Raw genomic sequence first — 15,509 nt, 5'->3', positions numbered from 1 at the left:
TAATTTAAATATAAGAAAAATAATACAATAAAGCTAATTAAAATCACCTTAAGTACTTAAAAACAAACTGACTAACTCCTTAACTTAATGACATTGAGCCCGACCGTAGGTAACGCCCAAAAAATTATGCTTTTTTTATGGGTTTTACCTTTGTTAAAGTTTTGTAGCGAGTTTAGCGTGAACGCAAAAAAAAATCCGCTCATTGCTGAACGGATTTTGGAGTTTTAAACCTAACAGGTTTTGAAACCTTTTAGGAAGGCTTTGCGGACTTAGCGATAAAACGTAGCGTTCTTTATGGTAAATCCTCAATTTGTTATTAGCTTATTTTTTAGAAAGCTCTACAAAGTATTTGTAAAACAACGGAATAGTCTCAATTCCTTTTAGGTAATTGAAGATTCCGAAATGTTCGTTTGGTGAGTGAATTGCATCGCTGTCAAGACCAAATCCCATAAGGATTGTTTTGCTTTTTAATTCTTTTTCGAATAATGCTACAATCGGAATGCTTCCGCCTGAACGAACTGGAATTGCTGGAACTCCAAATGTTTCGGTATAAGCCATGTTTGCAGCTTTGTAACCAATACTGTCGATAGGTGTAACATATCCTTGACCGCCATGATGTGGGGTAACTTTTACAGTAACTCCTGCTGGTGCTATGCTTGTAAAGTGTTTTGTGAACAATTCGGTAATGTGTTCCCAATCTTGGTTTGGAACTAAGCGCATAGATATTTTTGCGAAAGCTTTACTTGCAATAACCGTTTTCGCTCCTTCGCCTTGATATCCGCCCCAAATTCCGTTTACATCAAGTGTTGGTCTTATTGAGTTGCGTTCGTTGGTTACGTATCCTTTTTCGCCATAAACATCATTAAGATCTAGGGCTTTCTTATATTTCTCTAAACTAAAAGGTGCTTTGGCCATTTCGGCTCTTTCCTCTAGTGTTAATTCTTCGACATTGTCATAGAATCCTGGAATTGTAATGTGGTTGTCTTCGTCATGCAATGAAGCAATCATTTTGGCAAGAACGTTAATAGGATTTGCAACTGCTCCACCGTATAAACCGGAATGTAAATCACGGTTTGGTCCTGCAACTTCTACTTCTACATAACTTAATCCGCGTAAACCGGTTGTTATAGATGGTTGCTGATTAGAAATCATTCCAGTATCGGAAATTAATATCACATCATTCTTTAGTTTTTCTTGATTGCGTTCTACAAACCATCCTAAACTTTTAGATCCAACTTCTTCTTCACCTTCGATCATGAATTTTACATTACAAGGCAAGGTGTTGCTTTGTACCATATATTCCAATGCTTTTACGTGCATGTACATTTGTCCTTTGTCATCGCAAGCACCACGAGAAAATATTGCCCCTTCGGGATGAATTTCGGTTTTTTTAATAACTGGTTCAAATGGGGGAGATGTCCATAATTCCATTGGATCTGGTGGTTGAACGTCATAATGTCCGTAAACTAATACGGTTGGTAATTTTGGGTCGATTATTTTCTCTCCATATACAATTGGATAGCCAGGAGTGTCACAAATTTCGACAAAATTGCATCCCGCTTTCTCTAAACTTACTTTTACAGCCTCGGATGTGTCAATTACATCTTGGGAGTATGCGGTATCTGCACTTACAGATGGGATTTTTAATAACTCGACTAACTCATTGATAAAGCGTTCTTTGTGTTCTTGAACGTATGCTTTTATAGTATCCATTTAAAATGTTTTTTATAGAATTCCAAAAATACAAAAAATAGAATTAATATTTTTTTTCAAAAAAGCTTTGAAAATTAGAAGTTATGATTATCTTTGCACCCACAATTGAGCGGATATGGTGAAATTGGTAGACATGCCAGACTTAGGATCTGGTGCCGCAAGGCGTGTAGGTTCGAGTCCTATTATCCGCACTGAAAAAAGCTTCTGAGAAATCAGAAGCTTTTTTGTTTTACGGCATTTTATAATTTACACTTTTTAATTTTAGTTAACTTTTTGTGTATCATCTATACTAAATAGCTTTTGCAAATTTTTTAAAGTAAGCGGACCACCAATATGTTCCACCGATTCGTTTTGCATTGTTATAAATTGAATACTTTTAATCCCTATCATTTTATCATAACGAATTGTAACTATATCATCTTTCCAATTTTTATAATCAAAGCTTTCTCCTTTTTTATATTCGTCACTATTCATTACTCTAAACACTTCATTGTAAATCTCTATCATTTCTGATTTTTTAAGCATATAATCCCATCTTGCATTGCTTTTAGTATTTGTATCTGGCATATTTAAACTGTAAATTTCTCCATACCTATTTATTTTTGTTGTACCCATATTTACAGAAATGATCTCATCCGGCTTGCTGTCTTCAGAATGCCTTACTATTTGCGCATTAATATTAAATCCTAAAATCAAGACAACTACTAATAATAATTTTTTCATGTTTTTTTCTTAAATTAATAATGGTCAAATATAGTCTCGTGAAAATCATTCATTTTACGACTTTCCGTAAACAGTAATTTATTTATCGATTGTTCAAAAGATTTTTGGTAAACTTCGATAGAAGGGAAAATCCTTTTTTTTATTGTTTTTTACAATAGAAAAGATTTGGAATGATAGCAGGAAATAGCTCCTGAAAAAATCGTTTGGAACAAATATTTTAAAAAGCTTCAATAGGTTTTTTGAATTGCCTGCTGCTTTAGCTGGAGGTTTATAATGGAGTAGTAATAAGGCTTTAGCCGAAATGCAACTATTCGGCAAAAGCCTTGGTTCTTGCTAAATAAAATTCCTCCAGCTAAAGCAGGAGGCAATTCAACTTTTTGGAATCTAAAAGAAGAATATAACTTTGCGTCTTTATGAGAATTTCACTCCGCGTCTAAATAAGGATCTAGAGCTTCGGCTAATTTATTGAGCCAATAAAAATTATCTTCGATGTTCTTTATTTCTGATGCTGCGGTTTCGCATCCTCTCATTAAGCATAAAGCAAGCAGATGATTTACTTGGCGTATTGTTTTTGCCATGTCTTTGGGATCCATAACATCTATAAAAAAATCCTTTAGTCTGATTTCAACCTCTTTTGAGAACTTTTCCGTAGTTATTGTCTTATTTTTTTGATTTATCAAATATAATAAATTGTAGGCAAATTTGCCTATATGATCAAAATAAATCTTGTGACTTTTGAAATATGAATATTTCAGAAGAAACTTTTATTATAAATCTCGGAATTCACATCAGACAACTACGTGAAAAGAAAGGCTTATCCCAACAAGGTTTAGCTGACGACTGTAATATTACTAAATCTCAAATAGCGCGAATAGAAGTCGCTAAAATAAATACTGGCGTAAAAACTCTTGTGAAAATTGCGAATGCTCTAGATGTTGAGCCTAAAGATTTACTAGATTTTTATAAAAAATAAAGCTTACTTTTTTTTAAATATAAAACCGATATGCTCTTAAAGCATATCGGTTTTTTGTTGTTTTAGTAATTACTTAAAAGATATTTTGGATAAATACATGTTAAGTGATTCGGTTGCATTTGTGTTTTGTTTAGTGAATATTTAGAAAAAATAAACAGATAATTGACTTCTTGATTTTATATAAAATAAGAAATTTAAACTAATTTTTAGGCGAATTTTCTGTTTTATGTGTTTTTATCACAATTAAGGATAAGATTTATCAATATAGTATGTTTTTTGGTAAATATTGAAAAAGAACTAACAATTATGTAAATTATTGTGTAAATTATTAATAAAATTTAATTTTTTTATTTTGTCTGATAATTAGTGTGTTAACGGTTTTACTGGGTTTGTTGCATATTGATGTTGTTAAATGAAGAAGGGAAAAGAATTTTTTTAACGTTTTTTTTGGGTATGTTAATTTTTTACATACATTTATCACATAATCGAGGAAATGCCACACTTTATCGATTATTTATAGTTGATATAAATTATTTTTTAATTAAAAATTCCAGTATTTATGAATCCAAATTTACAAATTGAACTTAGACGTTTTATTTCTTCAAATGTTGTTTCAAAGCTGAATAAATTTTATTTTGAAAATGACGCATTATTAATCAAAGCAATTGATGCTTCTATCGGAACTATTTTAATAGGAGTTTATAATAAAATACATGAGGTCAGTTTGTATAATGAACTGGTAGAAATAGTAGGAGGTACGGAATTTTATAAAGAAATCGATTTTGAATCTGGAAGATTATTATCAGTCGATGATTGTTATAAAGACGAAGGGAATAAGTTATTAAAACGAATTTTTGATAATAAAAAGTCAAGAATTACCGAAATGGTCTCAAACGAAGTAGGTGTAAAAAGCGAAACGGCTCGCGAAGTATTAAATTTTTCAGCTCTATTAGTTCTTTCTTATTTTAGCTATAAAAAACAAGTACAAGAAGACCTTCAATTATTGCTTGAAGAGCAAAAAAGAGGTGTCTTGAATAGTATTCCTCTTGGAATCAAAATTATCTTAGGGTTTTCATCGCATGAAGTTGTCGAAGAAAAAAGTAAAACCCGATTTTCAAAGTCCATTTTCAATCACCTTTTTTCTAGTAATTCTTAAGAATAAGTTTTTATTTTAAGGCTAAAAAAAAAATCCCATTTTACATTTTGTAAAATAGGATTGTCTTTCTTTATGTATAATTTGAAGTTTTAAACGTTCTTCAAATTGATAACTTCTTGTTCGGTTAGAAAACGCCAGTTTCCTCTTGGTAAATTCTTTTTGGTTAAACCTGCAAATGATACACGGTCGATTCTAAGAACATCATAATCAAAATGCTCAAAAATTGCGCGAACAACTTTCACATTTGATGAACGTAATTTAAGTCCGATTTCGCTTTTTGGTTCATTATCGATATAACTTATATCTTCTACAAAAACGCGGTGCCCATCAAGAACAAGTCCTTTGTTTATCTTTTCTAAATCCTCAAATTTCAAGTTTTTGTCTAATGAAACTTGGTAGATTTTAGATGATTTCTGACTTGGTAATGTGAATTTACGAAGCATATCAGTATCATTTGTAAACAATAATAAACCTGTAGTGTTTTTATCCATTCTTCCTACTGCAGCAATTTTTGCATTGGTTGAACCACGTACCAATTCCAGAACATTACGGTATTCCTGACCTTCGTCAAAAGCAGTCGTGAAGTTCTTTGGTTTGTTTAATAAGATGTATTCTTTCTTCTCTGGAGTTAAAAGAGCTCCGTCAAAATTAACGGTATCTCCTGGTTTAACTAAGTATCCCATTTCAGTAACAGGTACTCCGTTTACTTTTACATTTCCAGATTGGATGTAGATATCTGCATCACGACGAGAACATGCCCCAGAATTAGCAATATATTTGTTTAAACGAATCTCATCGGCAGCTTTTTGTCTTTTAGGTGCTTGATTCGGTTTTTTGGCAGCTTTTGCAGCAGCTTCTTCCTCTACTTTAGTAATCGGTTTAGCTTTTTTTGGCCCTTGTGCACGCTTTTGCATGGCAGGTTTTGGCTTATTTGAGTTAGGTCTTGAGCTATTTGCTCTTGGTCCTTTTCCTTTATTATTGCCTTCCTTGTTATTCATAAATCCTGTAATTTGTGCAAAGATAGTTTATTATTGGTTAATAGCAGTAACTTGATTGTTGTTAGATTACTAGCTTTTAATACTATTATTAACCTTTAAACTCAAAATTATCTAAAAAAGTTGGAAAATCTGAATTATTTATATTTTTAAAAGTAATGTTTTTCCATGCCATAAAACGGTTGGGTTAATAAGTACAATACAAAACACACCCGAAACAATTAGAAACTTTAAGACATTGTGCAAAAGCAAAAATTGTGTCTTAGAGTTTGATTTCCAGAGGTAAAGTAAGAAAAATATTAAAACAATAAAACAGGTGTAGAAATAAATCTCCATATAACCTACATCGTATATTTCGATTAGGATGTAAACGGGAACTATGGTAAGGAAAGTTAATAAGGTGATGATTTTTTTTGAAGTCCTTTCGCCATAAAGAATAGGAATGGTTTTGTAATTGTTAACCAAGTCTCCTTTTATGTTTTCTAAATCCTTTATCATTTCGCGAATTAGCAATAATAAGAATAGAAAAACGGCATGAGCAGATATTACTGCAAAATGCCCTTTTTGGTTTTCTAAATCATCAAAAGAAATCTGATTGTAAAAATATAATAATATGGCAAAGAAAGGTAATACAGCAAGTAAGGCAGCAGTTAAGTTTCCGATTAATGGGTACTTTTTTATCTTATGCGAATAAAACCAGATTAAGAATATATATGCCGAAAAGAACAAAAAAGCTCTCCAAGACACTATCAGTGCCATTAAGGACCCAATGAAGTTTAGTGTGAAATATACGCTTAGTTTTGTTTTCTGACTTACTAATCTATCCAACATCGATTTGTTTGGGCGATTGATTAAATCTTTCTGGCTGTCGTAAAAATTATTAATAATATAACCAGATGCAATGGTAATTGCCGATGCAAAAACAATTAAAAATAAGTTGAAGTCAAGTATAATATCCAATGCTCTTTTCTCGGGAGCCAAAATAAATATTGCCGATAGGTATTGTGCTAAAACAATAATAGGAATGTTATAACCTCTTATTACAGAGAACAAACTTATAATTTTCATCGCTAAGATTTTATTCTGTCGGCTTAACATTTCTTTTGTTAGAGGTTAGTGTTGTTTGTAGGATACGGATTATATATTGGTATTAAAATCACTAAAGTACATCTTTTAATAATTTTGAAGAGCCATATCCCAATTTTCTTATGCATACCAGAGCCTCTTTTTGTGATATCGTGGTTTCTTTTATTCTTTCTTTTTCCATAAAGTAAATAGAACCACTCCACGGACTTGGTGCATTAGGGATAAAGACAGTACAATGTTCTTTGTCGATTTGTTCTATTAAAAAGGCAAATTGCCATCCATCATCTACACGAGCCAGAACTACTTTTAAGTCTTTAGAGTTTTCAAGACCGATGATGTTTTCATTCATGTTTTTCATAAATGAATATCCCGGGATTAGGCTTAAAACACTTGATTCTAATTTAGCGATTAATCTTTTTGCTGGCTTTGTTTTGGATAATAATCCTGCTAAAAAACATAGAGTTATAATAATTAGCAAACCAATTAATTCTTCTAGCGCCATTCCTAATACTTTTACCTTTGGTAAATTAGCAACTAACGGAATGGTGATTTTTTGTAGGATGTGATATCCTTTTTCAAAAAGGACTAAGATTATTAATAATGGAATAAGAAAAAGAATTCCACCTATAAAAGTTGACTTGAGGATGCTTAAAATGCTTTTCATATTAAATAACTTGCTAGATTGTGAAAATTTTTAAAGAAAAAAAGGCACGTTAGTGGCATTGAATTTTTAGAGTCGAATATATCGACTCTAAAAATTGTAACTATTTAATATTCTAAAATCTTAGAATTTGTATTCTGTAATTTAAAATTGGTAAACTACTTCTAGTTTGTAGTCTTTTAATGATTGCTTAGCGCGTTCTAAATCTTGGGTAAAACCAAGAATATAACCTCCGCCGCCAGAACCACATAATTTTAGGTAATAATCATTTGTATCAATACCATTTTGCCAAATACCATGAAACTGTTCTGGAATCATAGGTTTGAAATTGTTCAAAACTACTTTTGATAATTTTTTGGTATTACTGAACAATGATTTCATATCGCCGTGTAAAAAGTTTTCTACACAAGCATCTGTATATTTTACAAACTGGTTTTTAAGCATGGTACGGAAACCTTTATCTTTTAGGTTTTCCATAAAAATATTTACCATCGGTGCAGTTTCTCCAACAATTCCTGAGTCTAATAAGAATACAGCACCTTTTCCGTCGAAACTTTGATTAGGAATTCCAGTTGCCTCAATATTATCTTTAGAATTTATTAAAATCGGAATGCTTAAATAACTATTTAAAGGATCTAATCCAGAACTTTTTCCGTGGAAAAAACTCTCCATTTGAGAAAAAATAGTTTTTAGCTGTAATAATTTCTCACGAGTTAAGTTTTCTAAAACCGTGATTTTGTTTTGAGCATATTTATCATAAATAGCAGCAACAAGGGCACCACTACTTCCAACTCCATATCCTTGTGGGATGCTAGAATCAAAATACATTCCTGTTTCGACATCATTCTTTAAAGTAGCCAAATCAAAAGTCACCAATTCTGGTTGTTCTGTTTGTAATGTTTCAAGATATGCTGTAAATCTGCTTAAACTTGCGTTTGAAGAAATGGCTTCTGCCGAAGGATTTTCAGTTCTCTTCAATGCACCATTGTAAAAATTATAAGGAATAGACAACCCTTTTGAGTCACGGATAATTCCGTATTCTCCAAAAAGTAATATTTTCGAGTAAAATAATGGTCCTTTCATAGTTGAAAATTGATAATTAACAATTGATAATTACGCATTTTTTGTGGTTTTTACGATGCTTGTTAGCAAGCGTAAGAGTTCTATTATTTTTGGTTTAATGTTTTGAAATTCAATATCTGAAAGATATTTAGTTTCGTGTAACAAATCTAACCAATATTCTGTTTCGTTTGCTTCTTTTAATGAAATAGATAATTTATGGATAAAATCTGCTTTACTTTGAGCGTGTTCTGCTTCTCTTACATTAGCCCCTATTGAGGTTCCTGAACGTAGCATTTGCCTAGACAAAACGAATTCTTTTTTCTCAGCTAAAACTTTATAAAGGCCAACTATTTCAATTGCAAAAGCAAAAGTTTTTTCCTTTATAACGTTTTTCTTTTCCATAAACTATGTAATTATCAATTGACAATTTTTAATTATCAATTAATGAGCTTCCAGCTCCAATTTCGTCGCAAAGGTACTGACCATTCTGACAAAATACAACTAATTCGTGCTGAATAAATTGTAAGATTTTTTCGCTAACGTTTGCGGGATACAAAACATGAACATTTGCGCCTGCATCTAATGTAAAACAAACAGGGATTTTAGTCTCTGTTCTAAATTTCCAAATAGCATTAATAATTTGTAATGTGTTTGGTTTCATTAAGATAAAATAGGGCATTGATGTCATCATCATAGCATGCAATGTCAATGCTTCGCTTTCGACTACTTTGATGAATTCGTCCAAATCCCCACTTTCAAAAATAGAAATTAGTTTATCTAGGTTTTCATGCGCTTGTGCAAAACGTCTTTCGGCATAAGGATGATTGTGCATTAAATCATGACCGACTGTGCTCGAAACTTGTTTTTCGCCTTTATCAACTAGTAAAATTGTGTCTTGGTAATTGTTGAAGTTTTCATGAATTGTATTTGGAAATTCTACTCCAAATAAATCTGAACTTCCTTTTATATTTGCTTGATTTCCCCAAACAACAACGCTTCCTTTTACACTTCGGCAAGCACTTCCTGAACCCAAACGAGCAAGGAAAGAAGCTTTCTGAAAGAAATAATCATCGGTCATTTCTGGGTTTAGAGTTTTTTCTAAACTCATAAAATTCATAGCCAAAGCTGCCATTCCAGATGCCGATGATGCAATCCCAGAGCTATGAGGGAAAGTATTTTGAGTGTCTATTGTAAAATGGTAATCTTTCAGGAAAGGTAGATAAACGAAAACACGTTCCAGAAATTTCTGGATTTTTGGTTTAAAATCTTCTTTTGGTTTTCCTTCAAAAAGTAAATCGAATGAAAAAGCATCATTTGTCTCACTGAGCGGTCCAGAAACTTCTGGAGATTTGTTTTTCTTTGAAAAACCCAATTTAGTAATTGTTTTACAATTGTTTAAAGTAAAACTTACTGAAGGATTAGCCGGAATTTGATTGTCTTTTTTCCCCCAATATTTAACCAAAGCAATGTTGCTTGGAGCGCTCCATTCAAAGTTGCCTTGTTCTATAGTCGAAGTATATTTTTTTGGAATAAAATCGTTTGCTGTAAACATAAAAATATAAAATTTACGCAAAGATACTTTTTTTGAATTATACCCTTTGCACTTTTTGATAGCCTACAAAAATGTTTACCTTTATTAACTCAAAAAAATATAATAAAATGAATAAAATCACTCGAATTTTAGCTGTTGTCGTTACCTGTCTTGCTATTGGATATTTTTCGGGAATTGTTACCAGATCTAGTGTCGATACTTGGTATCCTACATTGATAAAACCAAGTTTTAATCCGCCTAATTGGGTTTTTGCACCAGCTTGGAGTTTGCTTTATCTTTTGATGGGTGTTGCAGCAGGATTGGTTTGGGACCGAATAGAATATGAAAAAGATGCGGTTAAAAAAGCATTGGTTTTCTTCGCAATTCAATTGGCTCTAAACGCTTTGTGGTCGTATTTGTTCTTTGGGTTAATGAATCCGTTGTTAGCACTTCTTGAAGTTTTTGTTCTTTGGCTGATGATTTATGAAACTCTTTTAAAATTTATAAAAATCAATAAAATTGCAGGTTATTTATTAGTTCCTTATTTATTGTGGGTGAGTTACGCCACGATTCTGAATGCTAGTATTTGGTGGTTGAATAAGTAATCTAGAGTAGCAGTTTACAGTTGCGGTATTCAGTCTCAATCAGGGAACTGAGATTGTTACTGAATACTAAAAATTTTTTTCACAGTTTTTTAAATTCTTTAATTTTAGCATACAAGAAATCCATTGTAGTCAGTACGTTATTGTTTTCTATAAGGGTTTTAGATTTTGGGTCAGCATCGCAAAATTCAATAAAAAGATCTTTTTGTTCGGGTTTTAATTTTAAATCTTTGGTAAAAAAATCTGAAGGTATTGTTTTTGCTATGAGCTTTTTGAAATCAGTTTCCGAGGTTTTCTTTTTGAGTTCTTCTTTATCTTTTTTAAACAAATTTAAAAGTCCAGTTCCCATTCTAGCAAAGTCCATCCCATTTGGAATAGTTCCATCGTAAACACCAGTATATTTTTGCAAAGATCCTGCTTCTTTATATAGTTTTACTTCGTCTAGATCTTTTTGAGTGATTTTTACAGGATTAAATCCCATAGTAGTAATCACTACTTCATCCAATTCTTCTGCTTTGATAGCCATATTAACAATAATATTATTTTTATCAATATTGACCTGAGTTATTTTTAGTCTTGTGAAAAAGTAATCTTTAGAGAAAAATAGCAGACTATCTTTTACTTTAACAGGTATTGAAAATTCTCCCAAAGCATTTGTCCTAGTGCTGGTTTTTGCAGTTTTATTAATGACCTCTACTTCTTTAAGAGGATTGTTGTTGGAAAAAACTTTTCCGTGAAGTAATTTTTCTGTTTGAGAAATAGAAAGTTGATAGGTAAGTAGCGAAATTGTTGTAAGTAGTTTTACTTTCATAAATGGTTAATTGGTTGAAAGTAAAATTATTAGAATTGTCTTAACTAAAACCTATAGAATCTCTAAAGTCTTGTTAATTCGGTTTTTAAATTATCAGTCTCAATGTTAATACCAGTCGCAGTACTCAGAGTTGAAAACTGCGACTGGTAGTGAAAACTAAATTGCAGTAATTTTATTCACGAATCGATTTAATTCACCATTGTTTATTAGAACAGGACCGTGACCAAAACATAATATTTTAGGGTTTAATGCGGCTAGTTTTTTTATGGATTCCCTATTTTGTTGTTGATTGGTTGTAAACAAGCTCGGAGGTTCATGTAATCCTGGAACTGTGGTTAATAAATTCATATTGGTCATTACATCACCAACAATAAGAACGCCATCGTGTTCTCTAAAAAAAGACAGATGACCTGTGGAATGTCCAGGAGTTTCAATTACAGTAAATCTGCCTACGATATCTCCTTCTTTAATGATTTTGGATACTTCACAACCTTTTCCAGCCCATAGTTTTGCCTGAAATTTAGAAATTATATTGTTTGGATTTGGGTATTCAGTAGTTACATTTCCGCTTTCTGCTGCTTGTTTTTCGGGTTCACTACACCACAATGGAATTTTTAAAGTATCGCAAATAATTTTGCTGCTTCCCTGATGGTCGGCATGTGCATGGGTAAGTACGTGGGTATTTACTTTTTTGTCTTTTAGCGCATTTAAAATTTTAGACGCCGAACTTCTTATTGCTGCATCTATAAGTACGTCTTCAATCAAATAACAGCTAATACTATTGCGGGGTAATACCGAAATTTGGTAAACGTCTTTGGCTATGTTTTTCATCTTTTGTCAAAATTTGTTATTGGTCAAAGATGAAAAAATGGAATATTAATCCATTTGATAAATGTTAAGAAATGCTTTGGCGAATGCGACTTAAAGATTCGGGTGTAATACCCAAAAAAGATGCGATATAAATAAGAGGTGTACGCATAATAATCTTAGAAGGCGCAGTTTGTAAAAAAGTAAGGTATTTTTCTTTGGCAGGAATCATTTGTAATTTTAATACTCGATCTGCCATGCATAGGTAGTTTTGTTCGGCCAGAATTCTTCCTACGCGTTCCCAATTAGGGATTTCATTGTATAATTGTTGCATTCTTTCGTAATCTATCGAGAGTACTTCACACTCTTCAATGCATTGTATGTTCTCAAAAGAATGGGTTTGGTTTATAAAACTGGAGTAGGTGGCAATAAAACCATCATCGCAGCTTAGGTAGGTTGTTATTTCTTTTCCGTTTTTTAAATAATATACTCTAGCCAATCCGCTAATAATAAAGTAAATCTTGTTACTCGTTTTCCCAATAGTAGCTAGATATTCTTTAGGTTTAAATGTATCATATTCAAAACAAGAAACTACCTTTTTAATTTCTTCTTTGGTAAACGGAGCAATTGCCTGTATTTGTTTTTCTAAAGAAATTGAATTCATAGTTTGGTTTTCTTAAATAGAATTTGCTACAATAAACCCGCTCGTCCATGCATTCTGAAAATTAAATCCGCCTGTAATTGCATCGATATTTACAATTTCTCCTGCAAAGTATAAGTTTTCATGAAGTTTGCTTTCCATGGTTTTAAAGTTTATTTCTTTTAAATCAATTCCACCAGCGGTTACAAATTCTTCTTTAAAAGTGCTTTTCCCATTCACCTGAAAAGTTCCATTTGTTAATTGATTGGCTAAATTCTGAAGTTGGATTTTAGATAAATCTGCCCATTTGGTTTCGAGATCAATACTAGAAGCCAGAACTAAACTTTCCCATAATCGATTTGGAAAATCAAAAGGTGATTTTTTAGAAACAGCTTTTTTGGCGTGTTCCTGTTTTAAATCCTTTAATATCTTTTCGGCATCTTCGGTATCAACGCCATTTAACCAATTTACAAAAATTGTAAACTGATAATTTTTGTCATGCAAAATGCGCGCTCCCCAAGCCGAAAGTTTTAAAATTGCAGGACCACTCATTCCCCAATGTGTAATTAATAAAGGGCCAGTCGATTCTAGTTTGGTATCTTTTACCTTTACGGTTACTTGTGCGGCAACACCTGGTAATTCTTTTATTCTTGGGTCTTTTATATTAAAGGTAAATAGGGAAGGGACAGGACTTACTATGGCGTGACCAAAAGTTTGTAGCATTTCCCATATTTTAGGATTGCTTCCTGTAGCCAAAACCAATTTTTCGGCGATATAATTCTGGTTTTGTGTTTCGACTTTCCAGAAGTTTTCTTTCTTAAAGATAGATTGTACACTTTGCGCTGTAAGAACTGTAATACCTAATTTGGCTGTAGCTTTTAAAAAACAATCTATGATAGTTTGAGATGAATTAGATACAGGGAACATTCTTCCGTCGTCTTCAATTTTTAATTCTACGCCATGTTTTTCAAACCATTGGATGGTATCTCCTGAACAAAACTGATGAAAAGGTCCTCGTAGTTCTTTCTCGCCACGCGGATAGAATTTAACCAATTCGTTTGGCTCAAAACAAGCATGGGTTACGTTACAACGACCACCGCCAGAAACGCGAACTTTAGTTAACACTTCAGAACCACGTTCTAAAATAGCGACTTTTAATTTTGAGTTTTTCTCGACAATATTTATTGCTGTAAAAAATCCTGCTGCACCGCCACCTACTATTATTATATCAAAATTTTGAGTCATATTTTTATTTTAACCTCTAAGTACCTTTGTCAAAGTTCTACACTTTGACAAAGATTATAAAAATTGGTTTTATATTCTATCAGGGAAATCACTAATAATCCCGTTTACGTTGTATGTTTTTATTTTTGCAATGTCTTCCTTTTCATTGATTGTCCAAGGAAAAATATGAAATCCTTTTTCTTGTATTTGTATTGCGTTCTCTTTGTTTAGCAAATTAAAATCAGGATGAATTGCTTTTGCTTTTATGCTTTTTGCAAAAGTAATAGCCGAGTCAATATCAGTTTCGGTTAAAACACCAATGGGTATTTTCGGATTTAGTAAAACGATTTGTTGTAAAAAATCCCATTCAAAACTAGATACAAGAAAAGAATTGTAATTCCAGTTTTTTTCTGAAACATATAATTCAATTAATGCAGCCACAGCATTGGCAGTTCCCTGACCTTTTAATTCTATATTAATAAAACATTGCTGGTTTACTAAATCAAAAACTTCAGTTAATGTTGGAATCTGTAGTTCGTTTTCTATTCGGAGCGCTTTTAATTGCTGCAAAGATAATGTATTTACAAAACCTTTTCCGTTGGTAGTTCTGTCTATTGTTTCATCATGAATTACGATAATATGGCTATCAGAACTTAGATGTACATCTAGTTCTATACCATCAGCATGTAAGTCTAATGCTTTCTGGAATGCCTTTAAAGTATTTTCGGGTTCGTAACCTCTTGCGCCACGATGTGCTATTTTAAGAATTTCACTCATAGTTTTACAAAAGTAAACAAAATGATGTCGATTTTAAAAGTGAACCATAAAGACATGTTAATCTATTAGTAAACTTTACTAATTATCAATCTGTACATTTTTATGTACATTTGTAAAAATACGAATTATGAAAACAGTTAGTGTTACAGAATTTAGAGGAAACATTAAAAAGTATCTTGATATTGCTGAATCTGAAAAACTAATTATACATAGAAGTAAAGGTCGCTCCTTTGTAGTTATACCTTTGGAGGATGAAGATGACGAGTGTTTGCTAAGTGATAAACAAAAAATAGCGATAGATGAAGCTTTAGAAGATGTTGCTAATAACAAAGTACATTCTCATCAAGACGTTATGGAGGAAACTAAAAAACGCTTCCCTCACTTATTCAACAGATAATCCATGATACAAATAATTTGGACCGAAAGAGCCAAGCTTGATTATTGGGGAAATATTGAATATTTGGAAAGAGATTGGACTTTGACAAACGTGTATAGTTTTATGGATAAAACAAATGATTTAATTGAGTTATTAATTAAACAGAATCTAGTTTTTAAGCCAACAAAATATAAAGATGTATTTGAAGTTCCAGTAACAAAACAGATAATTTTGTTTTATAAAGTTCTAGAAAATAATGATATTGAACTTTTAAGATTTTGGAATACATATCAGAATCCTAAAAGCCTTATGTTGTAATAAATAGTAAAAAGAATATCTAACTAAGATTATTCTATTTTTAAGTTTATTGTG

Annotated in this window: 19 protein-coding genes and 1 tRNA gene; 6 read left to right on the top strand and 14 right to left on the bottom strand. The window is 31.9% G+C overall.

Translation table 11 applies throughout. The annotated features are described in order from the left end of the window. Positions 1–321: 321 nt before the first annotated feature. Positions 322–1,713 carry a dipeptidase gene (locus tag OIU83_RS23375; RefSeq protein WP_264208683.1) on the bottom strand — a complete coding sequence of 464 codons (1,392 nt, stop codon included), beginning with the start codon at positions 1,711–1,713 and terminating at the stop codon, positions 322–324. Between the two features lie 109 nt (positions 1,714–1,822). Between OIU83_RS23375 and OIU83_RS23370 the strand changes: the two genes are divergently transcribed. Next, positions 1,823–1,904: transfer RNA gene (locus OIU83_RS23370), tRNA-Leu, on the top strand. 70 nt (positions 1,905–1,974) lie between these two features. Here the strand turns inward: OIU83_RS23370 and OIU83_RS23365 are convergent. After that, entirely contained in the window at positions 1,975–2,436 is a 462-nt protein-coding gene (locus OIU83_RS23365) for a hypothetical protein (protein WP_264208682.1), read from the bottom strand. Between the two features lie 422 nt (positions 2,437–2,858). Then, positions 2,859–3,014: a hypothetical protein gene (locus OIU83_RS23360; protein ID WP_319005368.1), complete on the bottom strand. Its 156-nt coding sequence runs from the start codon at positions 3,012–3,014 to the stop codon at positions 2,859–2,861. A gap of 164 nt (positions 3,015–3,178) precedes the next feature. Between OIU83_RS23360 and OIU83_RS23355 the strand changes: the two genes are divergently transcribed. Continuing rightward, positions 3,179–3,409: a helix-turn-helix domain-containing protein gene (locus OIU83_RS23355; protein ID WP_264208681.1), complete on the top strand. Its 231-nt coding sequence runs from the start codon at positions 3,179–3,181 to the stop codon at positions 3,407–3,409. Between the two features lie 559 nt (positions 3,410–3,968). After that, complete coding sequence (locus tag OIU83_RS23350) at positions 3,969–4,565, top strand: DUF937 domain-containing protein (RefSeq protein WP_264208680.1); 597 nt, start codon at positions 3,969–3,971, stop codon at positions 4,563–4,565. A gap of 89 nt (positions 4,566–4,654) precedes the next feature. Here OIU83_RS23350 and OIU83_RS23345 read toward each other — a convergent pair whose 3' ends face one another. The 6 genes from OIU83_RS23345 to OIU83_RS23320 all read right to left on the bottom strand — a co-directional run bounded on the left by OIU83_RS23345 (position 4,655) and on the right by OIU83_RS23320 (position 9,921). Further along, on the bottom strand, positions 4,655–5,563 hold the full coding sequence (locus tag OIU83_RS23345; protein WP_264208679.1) for a pseudouridine synthase: 909 nt from the start codon (positions 5,561–5,563) through the stop codon (positions 4,655–4,657). Positions 5,564–5,701: 138 nt separating this feature from the next. Then, positions 5,702–6,658 carry a geranylgeranylglycerol-phosphate geranylgeranyltransferase gene (locus OIU83_RS23340; RefSeq protein WP_264208678.1) on the bottom strand — a complete coding sequence of 319 codons (957 nt, stop codon included), beginning with the start codon at positions 6,656–6,658 and terminating at the stop codon, positions 5,702–5,704. Positions 6,659–6,719: 61 nt separating this feature from the next. Then, positions 6,720–7,310 (bottom strand): DUF502 domain-containing protein, encoded by a 591-nt coding sequence (locus OIU83_RS23335; RefSeq protein ID WP_264208677.1) that lies wholly within the window; start codon positions 7,308–7,310, stop codon positions 6,720–6,722. A 141-nt stretch (positions 7,311–7,451) separates the two neighbouring features. Beyond that, positions 7,452–8,390 (bottom strand): mevalonate kinase family protein, encoded by a 939-nt coding sequence (locus OIU83_RS23330; protein WP_264208676.1) that lies wholly within the window; start codon positions 8,388–8,390, stop codon positions 7,452–7,454. 30 nt (positions 8,391–8,420) lie between these two features. Then, the gene (locus OIU83_RS23325; protein ID WP_264208675.1) at positions 8,421–8,771 is read right to left on the bottom strand and encodes a four helix bundle protein; all 351 of its coding nucleotides are present in this window, start codon (positions 8,769–8,771) and stop codon (positions 8,421–8,423) included. Positions 8,772–8,799: 28 nt separating this feature from the next. Further along, positions 8,800–9,921, bottom strand: coding sequence for a diphosphomevalonate/mevalonate 3,5-bisphosphate decarboxylase family protein (locus OIU83_RS23320; RefSeq protein ID WP_264208674.1), 1,122 nt, complete (start codon positions 9,919–9,921; stop codon positions 8,800–8,802). Positions 9,922–10,028: 107 nt separating this feature from the next. Between OIU83_RS23320 and OIU83_RS23315 the strand changes: the two genes are divergently transcribed. Beyond that, positions 10,029–10,505: a TspO/MBR family protein gene (locus OIU83_RS23315; protein ID WP_264208673.1), complete on the top strand. Its 477-nt coding sequence runs from the start codon at positions 10,029–10,031 to the stop codon at positions 10,503–10,505. 79 nt (positions 10,506–10,584) lie between these two features. Here the strand turns inward: OIU83_RS23315 and OIU83_RS23310 are convergent, their stop codons facing one another. The 5 genes from OIU83_RS23310 to OIU83_RS23290 all read right to left on the bottom strand — a co-directional run bounded on the left by OIU83_RS23310 (position 10,585) and on the right by OIU83_RS23290 (position 14,761). Continuing rightward, positions 10,585–11,313 carry a hypothetical protein gene (locus OIU83_RS23310; RefSeq protein WP_264208672.1) on the bottom strand — a complete coding sequence of 243 codons (729 nt, stop codon included), beginning with the start codon at positions 11,311–11,313 and terminating at the stop codon, positions 10,585–10,587. A 156-nt stretch (positions 11,314–11,469) separates the two neighbouring features. Then, positions 11,470–12,144, bottom strand: coding sequence for an MBL fold metallo-hydrolase (locus OIU83_RS23305; protein ID WP_264208671.1), 675 nt, complete (start codon positions 12,142–12,144; stop codon positions 11,470–11,472). A 64-nt stretch (positions 12,145–12,208) separates the two neighbouring features. Next, positions 12,209–12,784 (bottom strand): Crp/Fnr family transcriptional regulator, encoded by a 576-nt coding sequence (locus tag OIU83_RS23300; protein ID WP_264208670.1) that lies wholly within the window; start codon positions 12,782–12,784, stop codon positions 12,209–12,211. A 12-nt stretch (positions 12,785–12,796) separates the two neighbouring features. Further along, positions 12,797–14,005 (bottom strand): BaiN/RdsA family NAD(P)/FAD-dependent oxidoreductase, encoded by a 1,209-nt coding sequence (locus tag OIU83_RS23295; RefSeq protein WP_264208669.1) that lies wholly within the window; start codon positions 14,003–14,005, stop codon positions 12,797–12,799. Positions 14,006–14,074: 69 nt separating this feature from the next. Beyond that, on the bottom strand, positions 14,075–14,761 hold the full coding sequence (locus tag OIU83_RS23290; protein WP_264208668.1) for a glycerophosphodiester phosphodiesterase: 687 nt from the start codon (positions 14,759–14,761) through the stop codon (positions 14,075–14,077). A 127-nt stretch (positions 14,762–14,888) separates the two neighbouring features. On the opposite strand from OIU83_RS23290, the gene OIU83_RS23285 reads away from it, so the two are divergent. Further along, the gene (locus OIU83_RS23285; protein WP_264208667.1) at positions 14,889–15,158 is read left to right on the top strand and encodes a type II toxin-antitoxin system Phd/YefM family antitoxin; all 270 of its coding nucleotides are present in this window, start codon (positions 14,889–14,891) and stop codon (positions 15,156–15,158) included. Positions 15,159–15,161: 3 nt separating this feature from the next. After that, complete coding sequence (locus OIU83_RS23280) at positions 15,162–15,455, top strand: type II toxin-antitoxin system RelE/ParE family toxin (RefSeq protein WP_264208666.1); 294 nt, start codon at positions 15,162–15,164, stop codon at positions 15,453–15,455. The last annotated feature ends 54 nt before the right edge of the window (positions 15,456–15,509 follow it).

The sequence above is a fragment of the Flavobacterium shii genome (assembly GCF_025847235.1).
Classification (GTDB): Bacteria; Bacteroidota; Bacteroidia; order Flavobacteriales; family Flavobacteriaceae; genus Flavobacterium; species Flavobacterium shii.
Note: the sequence above shows the minus strand (reverse complement) of the source record. Positions and strands in the feature narration are given on the sequence as shown.

Excerpts from the sequence above, each read along its gene's own strand:
- OIU83_RS23300 (WP_264208670.1), bottom strand. The coding sequence starts at position 12,784 with ATGAATTCAATTTCTTTAGAAAAACAAATACAGGCAATTGCTCCGTTT.
- OIU83_RS23375 (WP_264208683.1), bottom strand. The coding sequence starts at position 1,713 with ATGGATACTATAAAAGCATACGTTCAAGAACACAAAGAACGCTTTATC.
- OIU83_RS23310 (WP_264208672.1), bottom strand. The coding sequence starts at position 11,313 with ATGAAAGTAAAACTACTTACAACAATTTCGCTACTTACCTATCAACTT.
- OIU83_RS23295 (WP_264208669.1), bottom strand. The coding sequence starts at position 14,005 with ATGACTCAAAATTTTGATATAATAATAGTAGGTGGCGGTGCAGCAGGA.
- OIU83_RS23345 (WP_264208679.1), bottom strand. The coding sequence starts at position 5,563 with ATGAATAACAAGGAAGGCAATAATAAAGGAAAAGGACCAAGAGCAAAT.
- OIU83_RS23325 (WP_264208675.1), bottom strand. The coding sequence starts at position 8,771 with ATGGAAAAGAAAAACGTTATAAAGGAAAAAACTTTTGCTTTTGCAATT.
- OIU83_RS23355 (WP_264208681.1), top strand. The coding sequence starts at position 3,179 with ATGAATATTTCAGAAGAAACTTTTATTATAAATCTCGGAATTCACATC.
- OIU83_RS23290 (WP_264208668.1), bottom strand. The coding sequence starts at position 14,761 with ATGAGTGAAATTCTTAAAATAGCACATCGTGGCGCAAGAGGTTACGAA.
- OIU83_RS23360 (WP_319005368.1), bottom strand. The coding sequence starts at position 3,014 with ATGGCAAAAACAATACGCCAAGTAAATCATCTGCTTGCTTTATGCTTA.
- OIU83_RS23340 (WP_264208678.1), bottom strand. The coding sequence starts at position 6,658 with ATGTTAAGCCGACAGAATAAAATCTTAGCGATGAAAATTATAAGTTTG.
- OIU83_RS23305 (WP_264208671.1), bottom strand. The coding sequence starts at position 12,144 with ATGAAAAACATAGCCAAAGACGTTTACCAAATTTCGGTATTACCCCGC.
- OIU83_RS23315 (WP_264208673.1), top strand. The coding sequence starts at position 10,029 with ATGAATAAAATCACTCGAATTTTAGCTGTTGTCGTTACCTGTCTTGCT.
- OIU83_RS23330 (WP_264208676.1), bottom strand. The coding sequence starts at position 8,390 with ATGAAAGGACCATTATTTTACTCGAAAATATTACTTTTTGGAGAATAC.
- OIU83_RS23335 (WP_264208677.1), bottom strand. The coding sequence starts at position 7,310 with ATGAAAAGCATTTTAAGCATCCTCAAGTCAACTTTTATAGGTGGAATT.
- OIU83_RS23365 (WP_264208682.1), bottom strand. The coding sequence starts at position 2,436 with ATGAAAAAATTATTATTAGTAGTTGTCTTGATTTTAGGATTTAATATT.
- OIU83_RS23350 (WP_264208680.1), top strand. The coding sequence starts at position 3,969 with ATGAATCCAAATTTACAAATTGAACTTAGACGTTTTATTTCTTCAAAT.
- OIU83_RS23285 (WP_264208667.1), top strand. The coding sequence starts at position 14,889 with ATGAAAACAGTTAGTGTTACAGAATTTAGAGGAAACATTAAAAAGTAT.
- OIU83_RS23320 (WP_264208674.1), bottom strand. The coding sequence starts at position 9,921 with ATGTTTACAGCAAACGATTTTATTCCAAAAAAATATACTTCGACTATA.
- OIU83_RS23280 (WP_264208666.1), top strand. The coding sequence starts at position 15,162 with ATGATACAAATAATTTGGACCGAAAGAGCCAAGCTTGATTATTGGGGA.